Annotated in this window: 18 protein-coding genes; 6 read left to right on the top strand and 12 right to left on the bottom strand. The window is 60.0% G+C overall.

Annotated features, from left to right (window positions below):
- The first annotated feature begins 6 nt into the window (after positions 1-6).
- Positions 7-1,527, top strand: coding sequence for an exopolyphosphatase (gene ppx / locus QD409_RS28175; RefSeq protein WP_430764229.1), 1,521 nt, complete (start codon positions 7-9; stop codon positions 1,525-1,527).
- A 47-nt stretch (positions 1,528-1,574) separates the two neighbouring features.
- On the opposite strand, the gene QD409_RS28170 is transcribed toward ppx, so the two are convergent.
- The 4 genes from QD409_RS28170 to QD409_RS28155 all read right to left on the bottom strand — a co-directional run bounded on the left by QD409_RS28170 (position 1,575) and on the right by QD409_RS28155 (position 7,063).
- Complete coding sequence (locus tag QD409_RS28170; protein ID WP_430764228.1) at positions 1,575-2,933, bottom strand: esterase-like activity of phytase family protein; 1,359 nt, start codon at positions 2,931-2,933, stop codon at positions 1,575-1,577.
- A 165-nt stretch (positions 2,934-3,098) separates the two neighbouring features.
- Positions 3,099-4,151: an adenylate/guanylate cyclase domain-containing protein gene (locus QD409_RS28165; RefSeq protein WP_092852253.1), complete on the bottom strand. Its 1,053-nt coding sequence runs from the start codon at positions 4,149-4,151 to the stop codon at positions 3,099-3,101.
- 197 nt (positions 4,152-4,348) lie between these two features.
- The gene (gene rnd, locus QD409_RS28160) at positions 4,349-5,494 is read right to left on the bottom strand and encodes a ribonuclease D (RefSeq protein WP_092852255.1); all 1,146 of its coding nucleotides are present in this window, start codon (positions 5,492-5,494) and stop codon (positions 4,349-4,351) included.
- Between the two features lie 174 nt (positions 5,495-5,668).
- Positions 5,669-7,063, bottom strand: a complete 1,395-nt coding sequence (locus QD409_RS28155; protein ID WP_430764227.1) for a multicopper oxidase family protein — start codon at positions 7,061-7,063, stop codon at positions 5,669-5,671.
- A 265-nt stretch (positions 7,064-7,328) separates the two neighbouring features.
- Between QD409_RS28155 and aspS the strand changes: the two genes are divergently transcribed.
- Positions 7,329-9,119: an aspartate--tRNA ligase gene (gene aspS / locus QD409_RS28150; RefSeq protein WP_430764226.1), complete on the top strand. Its 1,791-nt coding sequence runs from the start codon at positions 7,329-7,331 to the stop codon at positions 9,117-9,119.
- Positions 9,120-9,195: 76 nt separating this feature from the next.
- On the opposite strand, the gene QD409_RS28145 is transcribed toward aspS, so the two are convergent.
- A complete protein-coding gene (locus QD409_RS28145) occupies positions 9,196-10,365 on the bottom strand; it encodes a serine hydrolase domain-containing protein (protein WP_430764225.1) in 1,170 nt (389 codons plus the stop codon).
- A gap of 66 nt (positions 10,366-10,431) precedes the next feature.
- Here QD409_RS28145 and QD409_RS28140 point away from each other — a divergent pair, with 66 nt between their 5' ends.
- Entirely contained in the window at positions 10,432-11,079 is a 648-nt protein-coding gene (locus QD409_RS28140; protein ID WP_430764224.1) for a TetR/AcrR family transcriptional regulator, read from the top strand.
- Positions 11,080-11,155: 76 nt separating this feature from the next.
- Here QD409_RS28140 and QD409_RS28135 read toward each other — a convergent pair whose 3' ends face one another.
- Positions 11,156-12,343: a hypothetical protein gene (locus tag QD409_RS28135; RefSeq protein ID WP_430764223.1), complete on the bottom strand. Its 1,188-nt coding sequence runs from the start codon at positions 12,341-12,343 to the stop codon at positions 11,156-11,158.
- A 228-nt stretch (positions 12,344-12,571) separates the two neighbouring features.
- Here QD409_RS28135 and parC point away from each other — a divergent pair, with 228 nt between their 5' ends.
- The gene (gene parC / locus QD409_RS28130) at positions 12,572-14,827 is read left to right on the top strand and encodes a DNA topoisomerase IV subunit A (protein ID WP_430764222.1); all 2,256 of its coding nucleotides are present in this window, start codon (positions 12,572-12,574) and stop codon (positions 14,825-14,827) included.
- 147 nt (positions 14,828-14,974) lie between these two features.
- On the opposite strand, the gene QD409_RS28125 is transcribed toward parC, so the two are convergent.
- The 6 genes from QD409_RS28125 to hemB form a co-directional block, all read right to left on the bottom strand.
- Positions 14,975-15,364 carry a type II toxin-antitoxin system death-on-curing family toxin gene (locus QD409_RS28125; protein ID WP_430764221.1) on the bottom strand — a complete coding sequence of 130 codons (390 nt, stop codon included), beginning with the start codon at positions 15,362-15,364 and terminating at the stop codon, positions 14,975-14,977.
- Complete coding sequence (locus QD409_RS28120) at positions 15,364-15,585, bottom strand: AbrB/MazE/SpoVT family DNA-binding domain-containing protein (RefSeq protein ID WP_004122286.1); 222 nt, start codon at positions 15,583-15,585, stop codon at positions 15,364-15,366. The genes QD409_RS28125 and QD409_RS28120 overlap by 1 nt, the downstream gene beginning before the upstream one ends.
- Before the next feature lie 66 nt (positions 15,586-15,651).
- On the bottom strand, positions 15,652-16,533 hold the full coding sequence (locus QD409_RS28115) for a DMT family transporter (RefSeq protein WP_430764220.1): 882 nt from the start codon (positions 16,531-16,533) through the stop codon (positions 15,652-15,654).
- On the bottom strand, positions 16,534-17,313 hold the full coding sequence (locus QD409_RS28110; protein ID WP_430764219.1) for an arginyltransferase: 780 nt from the start codon (positions 17,311-17,313) through the stop codon (positions 16,534-16,536).
- A 181-nt stretch (positions 17,314-17,494) separates the two neighbouring features.
- Positions 17,495-17,953: an RDD family protein gene (locus QD409_RS28105; protein WP_092852277.1), complete on the bottom strand. Its 459-nt coding sequence runs from the start codon at positions 17,951-17,953 to the stop codon at positions 17,495-17,497.
- A gap of 88 nt (positions 17,954-18,041) precedes the next feature.
- Complete coding sequence (gene hemB, locus QD409_RS28100; RefSeq protein ID WP_430764218.1) at positions 18,042-19,055, bottom strand: porphobilinogen synthase; 1,014 nt, start codon at positions 19,053-19,055, stop codon at positions 18,042-18,044.
- 144 nt (positions 19,056-19,199) lie between these two features.
- On the opposite strand from hemB, the gene QD409_RS28095 reads away from it, so the two are divergent.
- On the top strand, positions 19,200-19,640 hold the full coding sequence (locus QD409_RS28095) for a DUF6163 family protein (protein WP_430764217.1): 441 nt from the start codon (positions 19,200-19,202) through the stop codon (positions 19,638-19,640).
- A 133-nt stretch (positions 19,641-19,773) separates the two neighbouring features.
- Positions 19,774-20,289 carry a transcriptional regulator LdtR gene (gene ldtR, locus QD409_RS28090; protein WP_069616333.1) on the top strand — a complete coding sequence of 172 codons (516 nt, stop codon included), beginning with the start codon at positions 19,774-19,776 and terminating at the stop codon, positions 20,287-20,289.
- The last annotated feature ends 372 nt before the right edge of the window (positions 20,290-20,661 follow it).

Genomic DNA, 20,661 nt, shown 5'->3' with positions numbered 1-20,661 from the left:
ACCTGCATGGTTGAATCAGAAGCCCAGGGGCGCCTTCCCGGTATTGCCCCTGTCTCCGTTGTCGATATCGGGTCGAACTCGGTCCGTCTCGTCGTCTATGAAGGCCACTCGCGGTCTCCGACCATTCTTTTCAACGAGAAAGTGCTTTGCGGCCTCGGCAAGGGCATAGCACTGACCGGAAAGATGGATGAGGAAAGCGTAGCGCGGGCCCTTGCGGCCTTGCATCGCTTCAAGGCGCTCTCCGATCAGGCTCGTGCGTCGACCATTTATGTGCTCGCGACAGCAGCGGCACGCGAGGCCAGCAACGGCCCCGAATTCATCCATCAGGCCGAAACCATCTTGCAGCGCAAGGTGCGTGTGCTTTCGGGCGAAGAAGAAGCGCGCTTTTCCGCGCTCGGCATCATCAGCGGCTTCTTCCATCCGGATGGCATCGCCGGCGATCTCGGCGGTGGCTCGCTGGAGCTGATCGACATCAAGGACCGCGAAATCGGCAAGGGCATCACGCTGCCGCTCGGTGGCCTGCGCCTGTCCGAATATGCCGGCGGCTCGATCGAAAAGGCGCGCGGCTTTGCGCGTAAGCACGTCAAGACGGCGAAGCTCTTGAGCAAGGGCGAGGGCCGCACGTTCTACGCCGTTGGCGGCACATGGCGAAACATCGCCAAGCTGCATATGGAAATCCGAAAGTATCCGCTGCACATGATGCAGGGCTACGAAGTGCCGCTCGACGAAATGATTCGCTTCCTCGACCAGCTGGGCGAGGCGAGAGATGCCAAGGATCCGGCGCTGCTGACGATTTCCAAGCACCGCCGTTCGCTGCTGCCCTTTGGCGCGGTCGCCATGCGCGAAGTGCTGACGGCCATGAACCCCTCCATCATCTCCTTTTCCGCACAGGGTGTGCGCGAAGGCTATCTCTATTCGCTGTTGACGGAAGCCGAGCGCCATAGCGATCCGCTGCTGGTGGCCGCAGGGGAGCTTGCGATCCTGCGCGCCCGTTCGCCGGAGCATGCCCGCGAACTTGCCGAGTGGACAGGGCGGATGATGCCATTCTTCGGGATCACCGAGACGGAAGAGGAAAGCCGCTATCGTCAGGCAGCCTGCCTCCTTGCCGATATCAGCTGGCGTGCCCATCCCGACTATCGCGGCCTGCAGGCGCTGAACATCATCGCCCATACGTCTTTCGTCGGCATCACCCATGCCGGTCGCGCCTTCATCGCGCTTGCTAACTACTACCGCTTTGAGGGCTTGAACGACGACGGCGCAACCGAACCGCTGTCGACGATCGCCACGCCGATGTACATCGAACGGGCGAAGCTTCTCGGCGGCCTTTTGAGGGTCGTCTACCTGTTTTCGGCGTCGATGCCCGGCGTCGTGCGTAATCTGTCGTTCCGCCGTTCGACAAATCCGGATCTGGATCTCGAATTCGTGGTTCCGGCCGAATATCACGATTTTGCCGGTGAGAGGCTCGAAGGTCGCCTGCAGCAGCTCGGCAAGCTCACGAACCGCCGGCTGGCCTTCTGCTTCGAATAGACCTGAAGCCTCTCCCCGCACGGCAGGGAGAGGCGGTTTTGTCGCTGTTACTTCGCGTTCAGGAAATCACCGACTTCGAGCAGGCTGAATTCGTTGTCGTCAGCCTTGTTGACGGCGCGGCCTGCCGAGAAAGGCAGGTTGTTGTCGTTGCCGATGACGATGTGCGTGGCATCGACGCGGTCGACATTCTCGATGGTGACGAAAGGCATGTCGTAGAAGCCTTCGCCGCCGCCTTGGCGACGCTTGTGGTTCGGATCCTCGATGCGCATCAGGTCGATATAGCCGATCTTGCGGACCGACTTGCCGACGTTGGCGTCGCTGAATTCGATCTTGTAGACGCGCTTCAGCTCGGCCGGAGCCTCGAAGCAATCCGGCTTCGGCTGCTTGGGATCGGCGCAAGCCTTGTCCTTCGTGCCGGCGCCGTTGTCGCGTTCGATAACGAGAGCCGTCTTTTCGTCGAGCATGTTGAAGTCGCCGATGGCGATGCCCTTGTTAGCGAAGGGGTACAGCCAGCTGCGGCCGGTCCAGCTCTTCGACGCGACGTCGAATTCGATCACGCGGATGGCCGTCATGCCGTCTACGTTTTCCACCTGGCCGTCTTCCTTGTAGATCGGGCCTTCCAGCAGGCCATAGAGCTTGGAGCCGTCCTTCGACATGGCGAGACCTTCGAAGCCGCCCGAGCGCTTCAGGTTGAAGGCCGGCATCTTCTGCGTCGGGTTGCCCGGCAGCTGCAGCAGCGGATTATCGGGGGACATGACAGGTTTTCCGTCAAGCGTCGTGGCAAAAACGTCCGTCAGCTGGCCGCTCGTATCGAACTTCAGCAGATAGGGACCGAATTCGTCGCCGATCCAGAAGCCGTCGGCGACCGGCTGGATCGATTCGATGTCGAAATCGGCGCCGGTCAGATAGCGCTTGTCGGCGCCTTCCATGACGATCGGGAAGGGGGCTTTCTTGTTCGGGTCGGACAGGAACAGGTTCTTGACCACTTCGACCTTGCCGCTATCCCAATCGAACTTGAGCTGATGCAGGAAGAGCATCGCGTCGCTGGAATTCTGCTTGGAGCCGAAGCCGTTGTCGGTGAGCGTCCAGAACGTGCCGTCGGGCATGGTCTTGATGCCGGAGAAGCCCTGGATCGGCTGGCCGGCGAAGGGCACCTTCAGGTCGGTGATGCGGGCGCCATCCTTGCCCGGCACGGTGCCGAGCGCTTCGGTGCGCTTGCGATCCGGCGTGGTGAACTTGCCGGAGGTCTTCAGAAATTCCGGTGCATCGGCAGGAGCCGCGGCAATGGTATTGGCCGGCAGGATGGCCTGGCCGATGAGCTTTGCCTTGAACTGCTGCTCGTCTGCCTGGGCAGATGCGGCGAGCAGAATGAAGAGTGCCGTAGAGGCGGAAAGAATTCGAGTCATCATGTCACCTTGTTGGTGGGGAGTGGCGAAAACACCCCCCGCTTAACAGGCGAGCCATGTCGACGAATTAACGCTTAGGTGAAGATTTGGTGACTGTGGACAACCCATAGGGTGTGAAGCTAAGACGCGTATTGATTTCGAAATGCAGCCTATAATTTGTATTGCTTACGATCTTCCGCGGGCTGCCTTAAGGGCTTGTCGGCTTTGCGTATGAAGCGCGATGACGCCGAGCGACTGGTCGCGGCCGCGTACCGCATGCTCTCCGAGTTCTTCCTTGACGATCGCTCCGGGGAGTTCGAGCCGTCTGGCGAGATCACTCGAAATCAGCACTTGGCGCTCTAGTGACTTGCAAAGCGACTCCAGTCTCGCGACGGTATTCACCGTGTCGCCGAAATAGGCGATCTTGTGATGGTCGACGCCGATTTCGGCCGTAACGATGCTGCCGCCATGCAGGGCGGCGCGCAGGCGCGGCACCCTGCCGTAGGATTTCAGCCAGGTTTCGGAGTTCGCTTCGATATCGTCGAGGATATTGAAGACGCAGCGCACGCAATTGGCATTCTTGATGCCGCGGCGGAGCGGCCAGGTAATGATGGCGGCATCGCCGATATAGTCGTCGATCGCGCCCTTGTGCCGGCGCACGGGCTCGGCCATGGCGGCAAACACGGCGCCGAGAAATTCCTGGGTCTTGAGGTCGCCATGCTCCTCCGCAAAGGCAGTGGAGCCGACGAGATCGATGAACAGGAAAACGCGTTCCTCCTGCGTTGGATTTCGGTATCGGCCGGTCAAGAGGCTAAGGAACACGTCACGGCCGAGGAGCTCACGCACCCGGCCGATGAAGATGATGACGGCGGTCACCAGGACGGCATAGAGGTAGACGTCGAATTTGAGGAGCGTGAGCTGCTCCCACGTGCCGTCCACCAGGCCCAGCAGTTTCATCAGGCTGCCCGCCACGGCATAGCCGGCGCTCATCAGGATGAAATCGACGATGAGAGCGGAAAGAATGAAGGCCGGCGTCGGCAGACGGTGCATCCAGACGTTCAGCCGCGGCAGGATCATGCGGCGCTCGAAGGCCAGCAGCGGCATGCCGCAGAACAGCGCGAAGACTGCACCGATATACAGCGGCGCTTCATGGAAGAAGATCTTGCCATAGATGACGCCGGTCGAGGCGACAACCAGCGACGTCAGGGTCCAGTTGCGTATCGAATGGAGAATGCCCATTCACTTTTCCGCCGAGAAGCGACGCCTGTCATCGACGCGGAATTGCGCCGGCAAACCGGAACGTCATCGAATAGAACGATTACATCAGACGTTCATTCCATGAGATTTGCGGCGCAATCGTGATGACGGCGGGCATCTCTTTCCGCGAATCATACGCAATCGCAGCGCGGTCGGGAAGGAGAATGTCACGGCTTCGGCTAGAGGGCGACCGTTTCGATTCGCTTTCCGACGAAGCGCAATGCCACCTGGCCTTGAATGAGCTGCAAAGCCGTTGCGCCAAAGAGATCGCGCCGCCAGCCGGTGAGGGCAGCGACGTCGGCCTTCTCGCCTTCGGCGGCGATCTTGTCGAGGTCGTCGCTGTTGGCGATGACTTTCGCTGCGACGCCGTGTTTTTCGGCGATCAGCTTCAACAGGACTTTCAGCAGTTCGGCGGCCGCAGCGGTGCCTTCCGGGGCTTGCTGATGGCGTGGCGGATGCGGCATTTCGGATTTCGGCAACTCCAGCGCCGCATTGATCGCCTCGAGCACGGCATTACCTGCAGCCGAGCGCTCCCAGCCCTTCGGGATGGTGCGCAACCGGGCAAGCGCCTCGCTGTCCTTCGGCTGCTGCTGGGCGATTTCATAGATCGCATCGTCCTTCAACACGCGGGCCCGCGGAACGTTGCGGTTGCGTGCCTCGCGCTCGCGCCAAGCGGCCACATATTTGAGGACTGCCAATTCCTGCGGCTTGCGCAGCCGCATCTTCAGCCGCTGCCAGGCATCGTCAGGATGCAGATCATAGGTATCGCGCGCTTCGAGGATTGCCATTTCCTCCTGCAGCCAGGAAGCGCGTCCCTCGCGCGTCAGCTGCTCGTTCAGCGAAAGATAGACGTCGCGCAGATGGGTTACGTCGGCGAGTGCGTAGTCCAGCTGCTTTTCCGAGAGCGGCCGGCGGCTCCAGTCGGTGAAGCGCGAGGACTTGTCGATGTGGACGTTCTTGATACGACTGACCAGCTGGTCGTAGGACACGGAATCCCCGAAACCGCACACCATCGCCGCGACCTGCGTATCGAAGATCGGATGCGGAATGAGATTGCCGCGATGGAAAATGATTTCGATATCCTGGCGCGCGGCGTGAAAAACCTTCAGCACGGCCGGGTTGGCCATCAGCTCGAAGAAGGGCGCCAGATCCAGCCCCTTGGCGAGCGGATCGACTAATACCTCGGTCGTCGGGCTCGCCATCTGTATCAAACACAGTTCCGGCCAGAAGGTCGTTTCTCGCAGGAATTCGGTATCGATGGTAATAAAATCCGACTTGGCCAGCTCTTGGCAGGCCGCCTCTAATTGGGCGGTAGTTTCGATCATCTCAACACATTCATCGATAAAATAGTTCTTTAACTTCCTTCTCCTTTCAGCCGGATATGTCAATACTTTCGCGAGCAAAGCTCCCACCGCATTTCGCTTTTGGCTGAAATTAGCCGAAACATGATGCTGCTACGACGCGTGCGATGCGGGGCGAGAGCGGTTTGCCGCTCTTCGCTATGCCACGCGGACATAGCTGGTCATGCCGGTCTTCTGATGCTCGATGATGTGGCAATGCAGCAGCCAGTCGCCGGGATTGTCGGCCACGAAGGCGAGCTGCACCTTTTCGTCCGGCTGGATGAGATAAGTGTCGGACACGAACGGCTGTACCTGGCGAGAGGAGGAGGAGACGACCGTAAAGCTCATCCCGTGAAGGTGGATCGGGTGGCTGTGCGGCGTCAGGTTTTCCATGTCGATGATATAGCTCTTGCCGAGCTTGAGATCGGCAAGCGGTGCGGTCGGATCGGGCGTGTCGCCTGGCCACGGCACCTTGTTGATCGCCCAGAAACTGTAGCCGAGCGAGCCGCAAATGCTGTTGTCGGCGGTGTTTTCCGCCGTAGCACTGAGAGCCAGAGGAATGCGGGTCGCCGACCCCAGATCGACCTTCTTGACCGGATTGTCTTCCAGCGGCGCCAGATCGCGGACATCGCGCTTCAGCGAGGAACCCACCGCGCGCAGTGTCGCCAGCACCTTCGGGTCGGTGCCCTTGATATCCTCAAGCTTGACGACCGCACCCTCGTTGTCCGGCATGCGAACGGCCAGCTCCAGCCGTTGTCCCGGGCCGAGCTGCAGGACATCCAGCGGAAAACGCTGCGGCACGGGATTGCCGTCGATCGCGATCACGGTCGCTTCGGCGCCGTCCATGCGGAAGGAATAGATTCGGGTGACATCGGTGATCGCGATGCGCAGCCGCACCAGACCGCCGGAGGGAGCGTCATATTGCGGCTGCTGCTGCCAGTTCGCCGTCCGCACCGTGCCGTAGGTACCCGACTTCGCCGCATCGCGCGGACGGAACTGCGCGATGAACTGTCCATCTCCACCCAATCGCCAATCGCGTAGATTGAGCACCACTTCCGAATCGAATGCCGGATCCTTGGGATTTTCGACCACGATGACGCCGGTCATGCCGTGGCCCATCTGCTCCAGCGTATTGCAATGCGGATGATACCAGAAGGTGCCGGCGTCGGGTGGCGTGAAAGCGTAGTCGAAATGATCGCCGGTATAGACATAGGGCTGGGTGAGGAAGGGCACGCCGTCCATATTGTTCGGCAGCCGGATGCCGTGCCAGTGGATGGTCGTCGGATCGTCGATGCCGTTGATGAGCCGGGCCGCGAAAGCCTCGCCTTTCTTCATGCGCACGACCGGCGGCATGCCTGCTTCGCCATAGGTCAGGACATTCTTGGTCACTCCGCCATCGGCGAGATTGGCCTCGATCTTGGCTGTCTTCATCACGCGCGGTTCGGCTGCTGCCGCGGCGTTGCCTGCAAATTTTCCGGCGATGCCGAGGCCGACACCATAGGCACCGGCGACCGCTGAGGCTTTCAGGAGATTGCGGCGGGTGAGGATCGGCATGTCAGGCTCCTGGGGTGGCGAGATATGGATGCCTGTTTAAAGTTGACTGCAGCGTTCAGCAATAGCATCAAGGTAGCCAAACTGCCGCAACGGCTACTTTCAGATGTCGACATGGGCGGCGGCCGAGACAGCTTTAAGTCGACTTACAGCGTTCGAGCCTTGACAAATCGGGCGCACCATGCGCTTTTCCGCCCGATTTTCTCGTCGGCAGGCGAGGGGCTTGCATGTCCTTTCGCCGCGGCCCGCCAAGTCCAGGATATATACTATGCATCGCTATCGCAGCCACACATGCGCCGCCCTGCGCAAGTCCGACGTCGGTTCGACCGTCCGCATCTCCGGCTGGGTTCATCGCGTCCGAGATCATGGCGGCGTGCTGTTCATCGACCTTCGCGATCACTACGGCATCACCCAGGTCGTCGCCGACCCTGATTCTCCGGCCTTCAAGCTTGCCGAAACCGTTCGCGGCGAATGGGTCATCCGTATCGACGGTCTGGTAAAGGCCCGTACGGAAGACACCGTCAACAAGAACATGCCGACCGGCGAGATCGAGCTTTATGCTCAGGAGATCGAAGTGCTCTCCGCCGCCAAGGAGTTGCCGCTGCCGGTCTTCGGCGAGCCGGACTATCCGGAAGATGTCCGCCTGAAGTATCGCTTCCTCGATCTGCGCCGCGACACGCTGCACCGGAACATCGTCAAGCGCACGCAGGTTATCTCCTCCATGCGCCGCCGCATGGGCGAGGTGGGTTTCACCGAATACACGACCCCGATCTTGACGGCCTCCTCGCCGGAAGGCGCGCGCGACTTCCTCGTGCCGAGCCGTATCCATCCCGGCACCTTCTACGCACTGCCGCAGGCGCCGCAGCAGTACAAGCAGCTGCTGATGGTCGCCGGTTTCGACCGCTATTTCCAGATCGCGCCGTGCTTCCGTGATGAAGACCCGCGTGCCGACCGTCTGCCGGGCGAATTCTACCAGCTCGACCTAGAAATGAGCTTCGTGACTCAGGAAGACGTCTGGGACACGATGGCCCCGCTCATGACCCAGGTGTTCGAAGAGTTTGCCGACGGCAAGCCGGTCACCAAGGAATGGCCGCGTATCCCCTATGACGTCGCCATCCGCAAATACGGCTCCGACAAGCCGGATCTGCGCAACCCGATCGTCATGGAAGCCGTCACCGAGCATTTCGCCGGCTCCGGCTTCAAGGTCTTCGCCAACATGATCGCTTCCAACCCGAAGGTCGAGGTCTGGGCCATCCCGGCCAAGACCGGCGGTTCGCGTGCGTTCTGCGACCGCATGAACGCCTGGGCACAGAGCCAGGGCCAGCCGGGCCTCGGCTACATCTTCTGGCGCAAGGAAGGTGAAAAGCTCGAAGGCGCCGGTCCGCTTGCCAAGAACATCGGCGAAGAGCGCACGGATGCGATCCGCACCCAGCTCGGCCTCGATGACGGCGATGCCTGCTTCTTCGTCGCCGGCGATCCTTCCAAGTTCTACAAGTTTGCTGGTGAAGCCCGTAACCGCGCTGCCGACGAGCTGAACCTGATCGATCGCGATCGTTTCGAGCTGTGCTGGATCGTCGACTTCCCGTTCTTCGAATGGAGCGAAGAAGAAAAGAAGGTCGATTTCGCCCACAACCCCTTCTCGATGCCGCAGGGCGGCCTTGAGGCGCTGCAGAACCAGGATCCATTGACGATCAAGGCGTTCCAGTACGACGCCGTCTGCAACGGCTTCGAAATCGCTTCGGGTTCAATCCGTAACCAGTCGCCGGAAACCATGGTCGCCGCCTTCGAAAAGGTCGGCCTCAGCCAGGCTGACGTCGAAGAGCGCTTCGGCGGTCTCTATCGCGCCTTCCAGTACGGTGCGCCTCCGCACGGCGGTGCTGCCTTCGGTATCGACCGCATCGTCATGTTGCTGGTCGGCGCCAAGAACCTGCGCGAGATCTCGCTCTTCCCGATGAACCAGCAGGCACAGGATCTGCTGATGGGCGCTCCCTCGGCCGCAACGCCGACGCAGCTGCGCGAACTGGCGATCCGCCCGGTGCCGCCGGTGAAGAAGGACTAAGCTTTTTACAGGCTTGATGAAATGCAAAACCCGGCGACAGAAATCGCCGGGTTTTTGTTTGGGACAACGATGTCAGCTAGATCCCGGCATAGATCGCTTTGGCGAGATCGGTGGTGAACTGCCCCCACATGCCTTCGAGGGTCGTATTGGTCAATGCGACGACAGTCAGACCTTTTTCGGCATCGACGAACCAGCTGTGGCCGTAGACGCCGCCCCATTTGATGGTGCCCGGCGAGAAGGGGACTTGAGCCACAACGGGATCGGCGACAACGGACCAGCCATAGCCGAAGCCGAAGCCGGCTTGCTGCGTCTGCATATTGCCGCCCGCCTGATCGGTCATCATTATCTTCACCGTATCGGCCGACAGCAGCGGCGCGCCGCCCTTGCGCACGGTTTCCAGAATGGCAAGCACGTCGCCTGCCGTTCCGGCCATGCCGCCGCCGCCGGAGTGATAGGAAGCGGGATCGAAGATCCTGTCCGGTACGAAGCGGATCGTGCCGTCGAGTATCGGAACGATCGCCTCGTCCCCCATCCGTTGCGGCTCGGGAGCGCCATTCACATAGGCGGCTGCCAGGCGGCTGCGATCTCGGACCGAGAAGGCCGTATCGAACAGGCCGAGCGGCTTCATCACCAGATCGGCGACGGCATCGCCGAGAGCACCACCGGTTTCCTTTTCGATAATGCCGCCGAGCACATCCATCGCCAACGAATAGCGCCAGCTTTCACCCGGCGCAAAGAGAAGAGGAGCGCTGGCGAGGCGCTTGAGGTTGTCGTCCAGCGACCGGCCTGGAGTGTCCAGACCGTCGGATACGCCGGCACGATGATAGGGACCATCTTGCCCTTCCGCGAAAGGGTAACCCAGTCCAGACGTGTGCGTGAGGAGATGCCGAATGCGGATGACGGCTTCGGCTCCATCTGGCAGCCGCGGCCGGAAATCCGGCAACCACTTGGTGATCGGGTCGTCGAGCCCGATGCGGCCATGTTCGACGAGCCTTATGGCGGTGATGGCGACGATCGGCTTAGTGACGGAGGCAAGGCGGAAGATGGTATCTTCCTGCATCGCCATCTTGTTTTCACGATCAGCCAGGCCGGCGGCGCGGGCATAGGCCAGCTCTCCGTCCCGGGCGACCAGGACTACGGCTCCGACCAGTCTCTTGTCCGCCAGGGCGGAATCAATTGCAGCATCGACGCCCGTGGCAACGATACCGTGGCTCGGTCGGGTGGAATTTTCCAGGGGAAGACTCATGGGACAAAACCTTGTATAATCACAATGACCATTCCTGAATAAACCAAGTCGGAGATCATTTCTAGAGTGACCATTGTGAAAAATGAGAAGGAGGCGAAAAATTCTTCGCCGCGGAAGCGTGGACGCCCGCCTGCGTTCGATCGAGAGACGGTTCTTGCCGCCGCACGGGATACTTTCTGGAAGCATGGCTATGACGGCTCCTCGATCGCTGATCTCACGGCGGCGATGGGGATCACGCCGCAGAGCCTCTATGCCGCCTTCAATTCGAAGGCGGAGCTCTATCGCGAGACGCTCGAGCAATATCGGCGCATGCCCCGGCCGGAGCCTGGCAATCCGTTTCAGGACAAGCTGGATACGGTCGCCGCCTTTGAGCGCTTTCTGACGATCTCCGCCAAGATCTTCACGGCGCCGGAACATCCGAAAGGCTGCATGATATCGACGGCGGTGCTGAATTGTGCGGAGGAGAACGAGCCGGTCGCCCATCATGTCGCGTCCATGCGCCTTCAGTCACTGGATATCTTCGCCAAACGCATCGAACGCGGCATCGCCGAAGGCGACATGAGGCCGGATGCCGATCCTCGCTCGCTCGCCCGCTTTCTGGGTGCGATCGTGCAGGGCATGTCCGTTCAGGCGCGCGATGGCGCAACGACGGAGGAATTGCTTGCTCTGATCTCCCATGCGCTCAGCGAGCTCAGGAGATACCAGCCGGGGTAGGGGATTTAGTTCACGGCAAAGAAAAACCCGGCGACCGAGATCGCCGGGTTTCTGGAAATGGCTCGGGAACGACCGCTTAGTCGTTCGAGGAAACCTTGAGGCCGATGACCTGCGGGATCGACTGCGGAGCGCCCATGGCGGCGCCGATGATCATCGGCACCGGAACCGGCTTGCCCGGAGCGGCGGTAACCGTCAGGCTCTTCGGATTGTCGAGATAGGAGCTGACGGCAGCGGAAACGGCGTTCTGCAGTTCCGGAACGTTGAGCTGCGCCATCATGATCGGCGTCATCGCCTTCAGCGTGTCGGCGAGCTGCTTGCCGCTGACGCCCTGCTGCTTGCCGGCGAACTCAAGCGCGCGTCCGGTGATCGACGCATCGTCGAAGCGGATCTTGGCGCTGTTGAACGTCAGCTGCTGCAAAAGGCCGAGCATGGCGAGACCGGCCGACTGCTGCGCTTCCTGCTGGTTCGGGTTGGAACGAACCGTCTTCAGCGCTTCCTGCATCGACTTGGCGAAGGCAGGCGTGTAGCCCGAAATGCTGAAGGCCAGGTTCAGCTTGCCGATATCCTTGAAGTCGAAGGAATATTCACTGACGTTGATGGTGCCGGGTCCGATTTCCCAGCTGCCCTTCATGGCGATCGTGCCGTCGATCTGCTGCAATTTCAGCGCTTCGATGGCTTCTTTGGCCTTGGCATCGTCAACCTTGCTCAGGTCGCCCTTGATGCCATTGATCTTGGCGTCGAAATCGATACCCGACTTGTCGTCGCGCTTGTTCATCGTGGCGTCGGCGCCCTCGATCGAGAACACCTCGGCATCGTCCTTGGTAACGGACACGGCGCCGGCATGGGCGCTCTTGTAGTAAAGGAGCGAGCCGAGGTCGCCCTTGCTCGAGTCCGCGGGGATCTCGACGCCGTTCAGCTTGAGGTCGGTCGCGGAAACGGCAGCACCATCCTTATCGAAATCGACATCGGCAAAGTCGATCTCTTCGATCGTGTAGCCGCCGTCCTTTTCTTCGACGCCGTCCATGGTGATGTCGCCGAGCGGAATGCTGGTTTCCATACCGGCTGCCTTGATGGTGGCACCCTTCAGCGTTACCGTGCTGCCGTCGATGTCGATACCTTCGGCGGCGATCGAGCCGCCCTGCTGGCCGTAAACGTCGTTGATCTTCTTCAGCAGGTCATTGCCGTCAAGCGCGAAGGCCGAGCTGGCGAAAGACAGGATGGCGGCGCTGCTCAGCATCAACCGCGTGGTCCGGTAGAAAGTCATATTGGCGTTTCCTCGTTGGGCCGTTGGTATCGGCGGGTGTACATATTCGGCATGTGCTGCGCGATTTATATTGATCTTTCTCTAAAAATCCAATGACAAAGAGGCTTGTGTGCAAGCGCAGCAAAAATCTGTGTGCATCCGCGTCGAAAGGTGCTGGAGCCGCCTTCATCCACAGGTGCTTTCCGCTGATTTCTTGCCGGGAATCGCCATCTCCGATAGTCAAGAGCCATGGGACAAAATCTTACTCCGCCGTCCGGTGATGGCGACCATATCCTTCCGGTCGATCTGAAAGCCGCGCTCGAAGAGCGCTACCTGGCCTATGCACTGTCGACGATCACGCAACGCGCGCTTCCCGACGTCCGCGACGGGTTGAAGCCGGTGCATCGCCGCATCGTTTACGCGATGAGCGAGATGGGCCTTCGCCCCAACGCCGCGTTCCGCAAATGCGCCAAGATCGTCGGCGAGGTGATGGGTAACTACCACCCGCATGGCGACCAGTCGATCTACGATGCGCTGGCGCGCCTCGCGCAGGATTTCTCGCAGCGCTACACGCTGGTGAACGGCCAGGGCAATTTCGGCAATATCGACGGCGATAGCCCGGCCGCGATGCGTTACACCGAATCCAAGATGACGGCGGTTTCCGAACTGCTGCTCGAAGGCATCGACCAGGACGCGGTGGATTTCCGCGACACCTACGACGAGTCGAATTCCGAGCCAATCGTATTGCCGGGCGCTTTCCCCAATCTGCTCGCCAACGGCTCCTCCGGCATCGCCGTCGGCATGGCGACCTCCATCCCGTCTCACAATGCCCACGAGATCTGCGACGCCGCGCTGCATCTGATCAAGGATCGCGATGCCACTGTCGAGAAACTGGTGGAGCTGTACATTCCCGGTCCCGACTTTCCGACCGGTGGCATCATCATCGACGATCGCCGGAGCATTATCGAAAGCTACAAGACCGGCCGTGGCGGTTTCCGCGTCCGTTCCAAATGGGAGATCGAGGACCTCGGTCGCGGCGGCTACCAGATCGTCATTACCGAAATTCCCTTCCAGGTGCAGAAGTCACGGCTGATCGAGAAGATCGCCGAGCTGCTCATTGCGCGCAAGCTGCCGCTGCTGGAAGACATCCGCGATGAATCCGCCGAGGATATCCGCGTCGTCCTGATACCGAAGAGCCGTACTGTCGACGCGACGATCCTGATGGAATCGATGTTCAAGCTGACGGAGCTGGAGAGCCGCTTCCCGCTCAACATGAACGTTCTGTCCATGGGCCGCATTCCCAAGGTCATGGCCCTGAACGAGGTGCTGAAGGAGTGGCTGGATCACCGTCGCGAAGTCCTGCTACGCCGCTCGCGTTTCCGGCTCGCTGCGATCGAAAAGCGGCTCGAAATCCTCGGCGGCTTGCTGATTGCCTATCTCAACATCGATGAGGTCATCGCCATCATCCGCGAGGAGGATGAGCCGAAGCCCGTGATGATGGAGCGGTTTGGCCTCACGGACAATCAGGTTGAGGCGATCCTCAACATGCGGCTGCGCTCCTTGCGCAAGCTGGAAGAGTTCGAGATCCGCAAGGAATTCGACGGTCTGACCAAGGAAAAGGCCGATATCGAGGCACTGCTCGCCTCGGAAGAAAAGCAGTGGCAGACGGTTTCCTGGGAAATCGGCGAGGTGAAGAAGAAATTCGCCAAGGCCACGGAAATCGGCCGTCGTCGTACGCAGTTTGCCGAAGCGCCTGAAGCCGACGATGCCGCCATCCAGCAGGCGATGATCGAGAAGGAACCGATCACGGTCGTCGTCTCGGAAAAGGGATGGATCCGCGCCCTGAAGGGCCATATTTCGGATACCTCGTCGCTCACCTTCAAGGAGGGTGACGGCCTAAAGGTTGCTTTCCCGGCACAGACCACGGACAAGATCCTGATCATAACGACGGGTGGCAAGGCCTACACGCTCGGCGGCGACAAGCTGCCCGGCGGCCGCGGTCACGGTGAGCCCTTGCGCATCATGGTCGATATGGAAAACGATCAGGATGTGCTGACGGCCTTCGTCCACGATCCCCAGCGCAAGCAACTGATCGCTTCCACTGCAGGTAACGGCTTCATCGTGGCCGAGGCGGAACTGGTCGCCAATACCCGCAAGGGCAAGCAGATCATGAACGTCTCCTATCCCGACGAGACCAAGCTTCTGGTCCCGGTTTCCGGCGATCATGTCGCCGTGGTCGGCGAGAACCGCAAGATGGTCCTCTTCCCGCTCTCGCAGGTGCCTGAGATGTCGCGTGGCAAGGGCGTGCGCCTTCAGAAATACAAGGATGGCGGCATTTCCGACATCCGCTGCTTCGTCATCGCCGATGGCCTGACCTGGGAAGACAGCGCTGGCCGCACCTTCACCAAGAGCAAGGATGAACTGACGGAGTGGCTGGGTGATCGCGCCGGCGTCGGCAGAGCCGTGCCGAAGGGCTTCCCCAGAAGCGGTAGGTTTTCCGGGTAAGGAGCGGTCGGGCGAAGACCGGGCGATCGGCCCAGTGGGTCGATCGCAGCGACGAATGCCTTGAAACTTAGCAAAGGGCCGGGTGGTACGTCGTCTGGACGGCGAAAGGCCTGACCTTGATAGGGGCTTGGCCGGTGCCTGAGTGATTCAATCACTGTAGGGAACACAGACGTCTCGCAGGAAATGTGTCGCTCCCTCTTCATCGATTTCTCCGGCGGCCACTGCTACGACGAAGCTGTAAAGATTGGCGTCCGTCGTTTGAATTCGGTAGCCGTTGTCCATAAGAAAGACTGCCGTCGCCACGATGGCGATGCGTTTGTTGCCATCTATGAAGGCATGGTTTTTCACCAGCCCAAATAGATAGGCCGCCGCCAGCTCGATGATATCATCGCTGCCGTATTGGGCTTTGTTAATCGGGCGTGCCAAGGCGGATTCGAGGGAACCTTCGTCTCGCAGGCCATAGGAGCCGCCGAACCTTTTGATCTGCATCTTGTGCAATTGTTCGATGAGCGGCCTAGTCAGGAAAATAAACGGCATTACTCCGCCAGCTTCTTGAGTGCCACTTTATACTGATCCATGAAACGCTGTGCGTGTTCTATTTGACGTGCAAAGTCAGCGTCGGTTGGCTGCATGAGCAGTCCGCCATCTTTGAGGCTGAGTTCTAGTGTGTCGCCAGCGCCGAGCCCCAACTGGTCGAGAACTTCCTTCGGAATAATAACGCCTTCGGAGTTGCCGATTTTGCGGATGGTGACGTTCATGTTTTGGTTTCCTATGTAACAACCCAATTATAACATAGGGTGCTTGTTGCTTCAATGCGCAAGGCGCTACGCGGCAACTGCCGCTCTCGCCTTGACCCGCGCCTGCCACAGCGAATGGGTGGCGAGTGCCAGGATCAATATCGCGCCGCCGGCCAGCGTCATACTGGCGGGCGCCTCGGCGAAGATCAGCCAGACCCAGATTGGCGCCAGGATCGTTTCCAAGAGATAGAACATTGCGACTTCCGGCGCGGTGAGAAAGCGTGTGCCTGTCGCGAGGCACCAGAAGGAGAGGGGCATCAGCACGCCGCCATCGAGGAGGATCCAGCCGGGGTGATCGATGGAAAAGCCGGTTGGCACTATGTGATAGAGTCCCACGACGGCGGGAAGGATGGCGGCCAGCAGCGAGGCGAAGCCCATATCCCGCCGGGAGGCGCGGCTGATGGTGATGGCGCAGGCGCTGGAAAATGATGCGAGCACGGAGAGTGCGTCACCGAGCAGATGGCCAGCTTCCATGCCATCCCCAACGATCAGACCGACCCCGAGGATCATGACGGCCATGGTGATGAATGTCGAAAGGGCCGGGCGCTCCTTGAGGAAGATCCAGGAAAGCAGCGCGGTGAACATCGGGTTGAGGGCGATGATGAACACCACATTCGCCGCCGTCGTGTAATAGACGGCGAGAAGAAAGCAGATCGTCGTCAATCCGTAGAAGAAGCCGACCGGAATTCCGAGCCTGCCCGGCAGCACATTTCGCACCGAGCCGACGACGCGCCGGATGACGAAGAGAGCGGCAACCGCCGCGACGACGGTCGCCAGGCTGCGGGCCGATAGCACCGACCAGACCTCGCCGCTGGAAAGCCGGATCAGCGGTATGTCCATCGACAGGACCAAGCCGCCGAACGTGGTCAGCAACAGGCCTTTCCTGTGGTCGGAGAGATTGGCGAACATTCAGCGGGCGTTGTCTTTGTCGCCGTCTATGGCGGGATCGAACCGCTCCCAGCCGCGCGGGGTCAGGTGCTCCTGCGGCTGGAAGCGTGTCTTATAGTCCATCTTGCGCGATCCCCTGACCCAATAGCCGAGGTAGACGTGCGGCAATCCCAGCGCCTTCGCCCGCTTGATGTGATCGAGAATCATGAAGGTGCCGAGCGAACGCTGGTCGAGATCGGGATTGAAATATGAATAGACCATCGACAGCCCGTCGCTCATCACGTCGGTCAAGGCTGCCGCCAGAAGCTCGCCTTTCGGGCGCTGTTCCAATCCCGAACCTTCTTCGCGGCGGCGGTACTCGATGATACGTGTATTCACATGCGTGTCTTCGACCATGATCGCGTAATCGAGCACGGTCATATCGGACATGCCACCCTGCTGGTGGCGATAGTCGAGGTATCGGCGGAAGAGGGAATATTGTTCGCTGGAGGGCTGTGCCGGGAATTCGGTGGCGATGACGTCATTATTCGCCGCCAGCACGCGCTTCATCGAACGGGTCGCCTCGAATTCCTGGGCGAGGATGCGGACCGATATGCAGGCGCGGCAGGCTTCGCAGGCGGGGCGGTAGGCGATGTTCTGTGAGCGCCTGAAGCCGCCCTGGGTCAGGATATCGTTCATCTCCACCGCACGCGGGCCGACGAGATGCGTGAAGACCTTGCGCTCCATCTCGTGCGGCAAGTACGGGCAGGTAGCCGGTGCCGTCAGATAAAACTGCGGAGATGGCGTCGACTGCGTATTCATCTGCCGTTGATTGCCCTTCTTTCGGCATTGGCGTTTTCACAAGCATGGCCCAAGTTTGGAAAACGTCAACTACGTCCTTTGCTAAAGATCACAGTTTCCTAATTGACCAGACAAGAGAAAGCCACCCTGCAGCACGATCGATGCCGCAGGGAATGCATATGGCGTGAGGGTTGCCTTGGTGTTAAACCGTGCGGGCGATGACCGTGCCGAGCAGCAGGTCATGGATCAGGCGGCTGCGGTCGGTGAAGAGGCCTGCCAGCAGGATCAGCGGTGTCAGCACCGAGTTCAGGATCCAGAACAGCGCGAGATGAACGATCGCCGTCAGGAAGTCCATGCGCCGGCCATCGACCCGCACCATGGTGATGCCCATGGCACGCATGCCGAGCGAAGCCTGATAGGGGCCGCCAAGCGTCCAGCCGAAATATAGTCCTGCGACAAGGATGAAGAGCACCGGATAGAGGACGAAACCGAGGCCCAGCGTCAGGATCGACACGAAAAACAGAAGCACCGCCGCCGGAATGCAGAGCAGGGCCACGATGATGTAGTCGACGATGAAGGCGAAGACGCGCCGGCTCAGCACGCCACTATAGGCGCGCCAGTCATCCGGTGCTGCGTAAAGCGGGCTGGGGTTCAGGCTCATCGTTTTCCTCCTTGGGGAAACATTTGCCGAACATATGGTATCCGGGTCTGCAAATACAATAAGCAGGCTGCGGGCGCGCGGCTTGAAACTATTTTTTCGCCAGCTGCCTTGCGACATCCATCGCGAAATAGGTGAGGATGCCATCGCAACCGGCGCGCTTGAAGGCGAGCAGGGTTTCAAGCATCACCTTGTTGCCGTCGATCCAGCCATTGGCCGCCGCGGCCTTGATCATCGCGTATTCGCCGGAGACCTGATAGGCGAAGGTCGGAAGGCCGAAAGCCTCCTTCAGCCGCCAACAGATATCGAGATAGGGCAGGCCCGGCTTGACCATCAGCATATCGGCGCCTTCCTCGACGTCGAGCGCGGCGTCACGCACTGCCTCGGTGCCGTTGGCCGGATCGATGTAATAGGTCTTCTTGTCGCCCTTCAGCAGGCCGCCGGTCGAAATGGCCTCACGGTAGGGGCCGTAGAAGGCCGAACTGAATTTTGTCGCATAGCTCATGATGCCGACGTTCTGGTGGCCGGCGGCGTCGAGCGCTTGGCGAATCGCGCCGATGCGCCCGTCCATCATTTCCGAGGGCGCGATGATGTCGGAACCTGCGTCGGCCTGATAGACGGCCGCCTGCGCCACCTGCTCGACCGTCTCGTCGTTGACGATTTCGTTGCCGCGCAGGATGCCGTCATGGCCGTGGCTGGTGAAGGGGTCGAGGGCGACGTCGGTAATGACGCCAATGTTCGGTACGGCTTTCTTGATAGCAGCGCTGGCAAGATTGATGAGGTTGTTTTTCTCGAGACTGTTCGAGCCGGTCTCGTCGCGCAGCGCCATTTCTATGTTCGGGAAGGTGGCAAGAGCCGGGATGCCGAGATCGGCCGCTTCCTTAGCCGCTTCCACGGCCTTGTCCACGGTCATGCGGTTGACGCCGGGCATGGCGGGGATCGGCTCCAGGATGCCTGTGCCGGGAATGAGGAAGATCGGCCAGATCAGATCGTCGACCGTCAGCCTGTTTTCCTGCACGAGGCGGCGCGTCCAGTCGGCCTTGCGGTTGCGTCGCATGCGGCGATGTCCGGTGATCTCGTCAACGAGATGCGTCTTGTTTTCCATGATGCCGCCATCCTTCTTCGTCTAATTAAGGCCTATTATATGGAGAGCGTACCTATCACGCTGTCCCCAGGATTCAAAAGCGGGCGAAAGGCCGCAGCCAAGATCTCTCTGGCGAGGCATGAGCCTCCTACGTATTGTTCGCGCATGGAACCTGATTCTTCGACCGTACCCAAGAATACGCTGACGGACATCCTGTTCGTGCTGTTCCTGCGGCTGATCGCGATCGCCTGCTTCTGGCTCGGCCTGCAATATTGGGCGATGCTGGTCGGCTATTCGCTGGATGGTCATGCCCGCTTCGATCTTCTCAATCTGCCTTGGAAAGTTGCAGGCGCCGGGCTTGCCGTCGTCTTCCCGGTCGCAGCACTCGGATTGTGGCTTACCGTATCCTGGGGACCGGTCATGTGGGTGCTCGCTGCAGGCGGGCAGGGATTGATGTATGGCGTGTGGCCGGAAGTGTTCGGATCCAATCCCCTGATCATGATCTTGCATGCCTGCGTCGCTGTGCTTTATTGCCTCTTCCGCATCCTGCTGTGGCAGGAAAAGCGTCGGCGCCGTCGCCAGCAGGTAATGGTTGATTTACCCTGAGACAGCAACACTTCCTGGTAAGGTGCTGTTAAGCCTGCAGTTTAAGTAGAATTTTATGTGTATTCGATAGGGTCTCACTCAAGGCGGGAAGAAAACGACACCGCCAAACAAAACAGAGTGAGGCCAAGTCATGATGAACACGAAAATCAAGCCGCAGGCAGTTGCGAACGCTCGGGACCAGCAGGTTGACGATATCCGGGCTCTCTACATGGAATCCCTCCACCTGGTCGAGCGTTTGCACCGCCGCCTGCTTGATGTCATTAAGGACGAGTTCGACCGCCAGGGTCGCGACGACGTCAACGCCGTCCAGGCACTGCTCCTTTTCAACATCGGCAATTCCGAGCTGACGGCCGGCGAGCTGCGCTCCCGCGGGTTCTACCTCGGCTCCAACGTTTCCTATAACGTCAAGAAGCTGGTCGACCTCGGCTTCATCAACCATCAGCGCTCACGCATCGACCGTCGCTCGGTTCGCATCAGCCTGACGGAAACCGGTCAGGATATCGCCGAAACCGTCGCCAAGCTCTATGAGCGCCACATCGGCTCGATCGACAAGGTCGGCGGCATCGGCACCGACGAATTCACCCAAATGAACAAGCTCCTGCAGCGCCTCGACCGCTTCTGGAACGACCAGATCCTGTATCGCCTCTAAAGTATGTCGCGCAAAAGTGCGCAGCGGTTTGCGATAACGACATGCGAAACATCAAAGGCTTAAAGCGCACACGGCGAATCTGAAGGATCGCGACGCGCTTTAAGCAACGGCGACGGATAAACCGTGAGACCATCCGGTAAAAGCAAGCTGGACACGTTCCCTGCGTGTCTGGCTTGAACCTGTTACCAGCTTGCAATTGTGCGCTTTTTGCCACGTCCGCCCTTCACCTTGTGTCATAGGTAACGCTCCAGGCGTCTGCGCCATTGACGGCGGGTTAATACACGCTATGAACCACCCGCACTTGTGGTATTTTAGCAATCGCGACATGGATTTTCTTTCGTGGCGGTATGACAGGGCAAGTTTCATGCCGGG

The organism is Rhizobium sp. BR 315, assembly GCF_050577975.1.
Taxonomy (GTDB): Bacteria; Pseudomonadota; Alphaproteobacteria; order Rhizobiales; family Rhizobiaceae; genus Rhizobium; species Rhizobium miluonense.
This window is presented reverse-complemented; position numbering and strand designations above follow the sequence as displayed.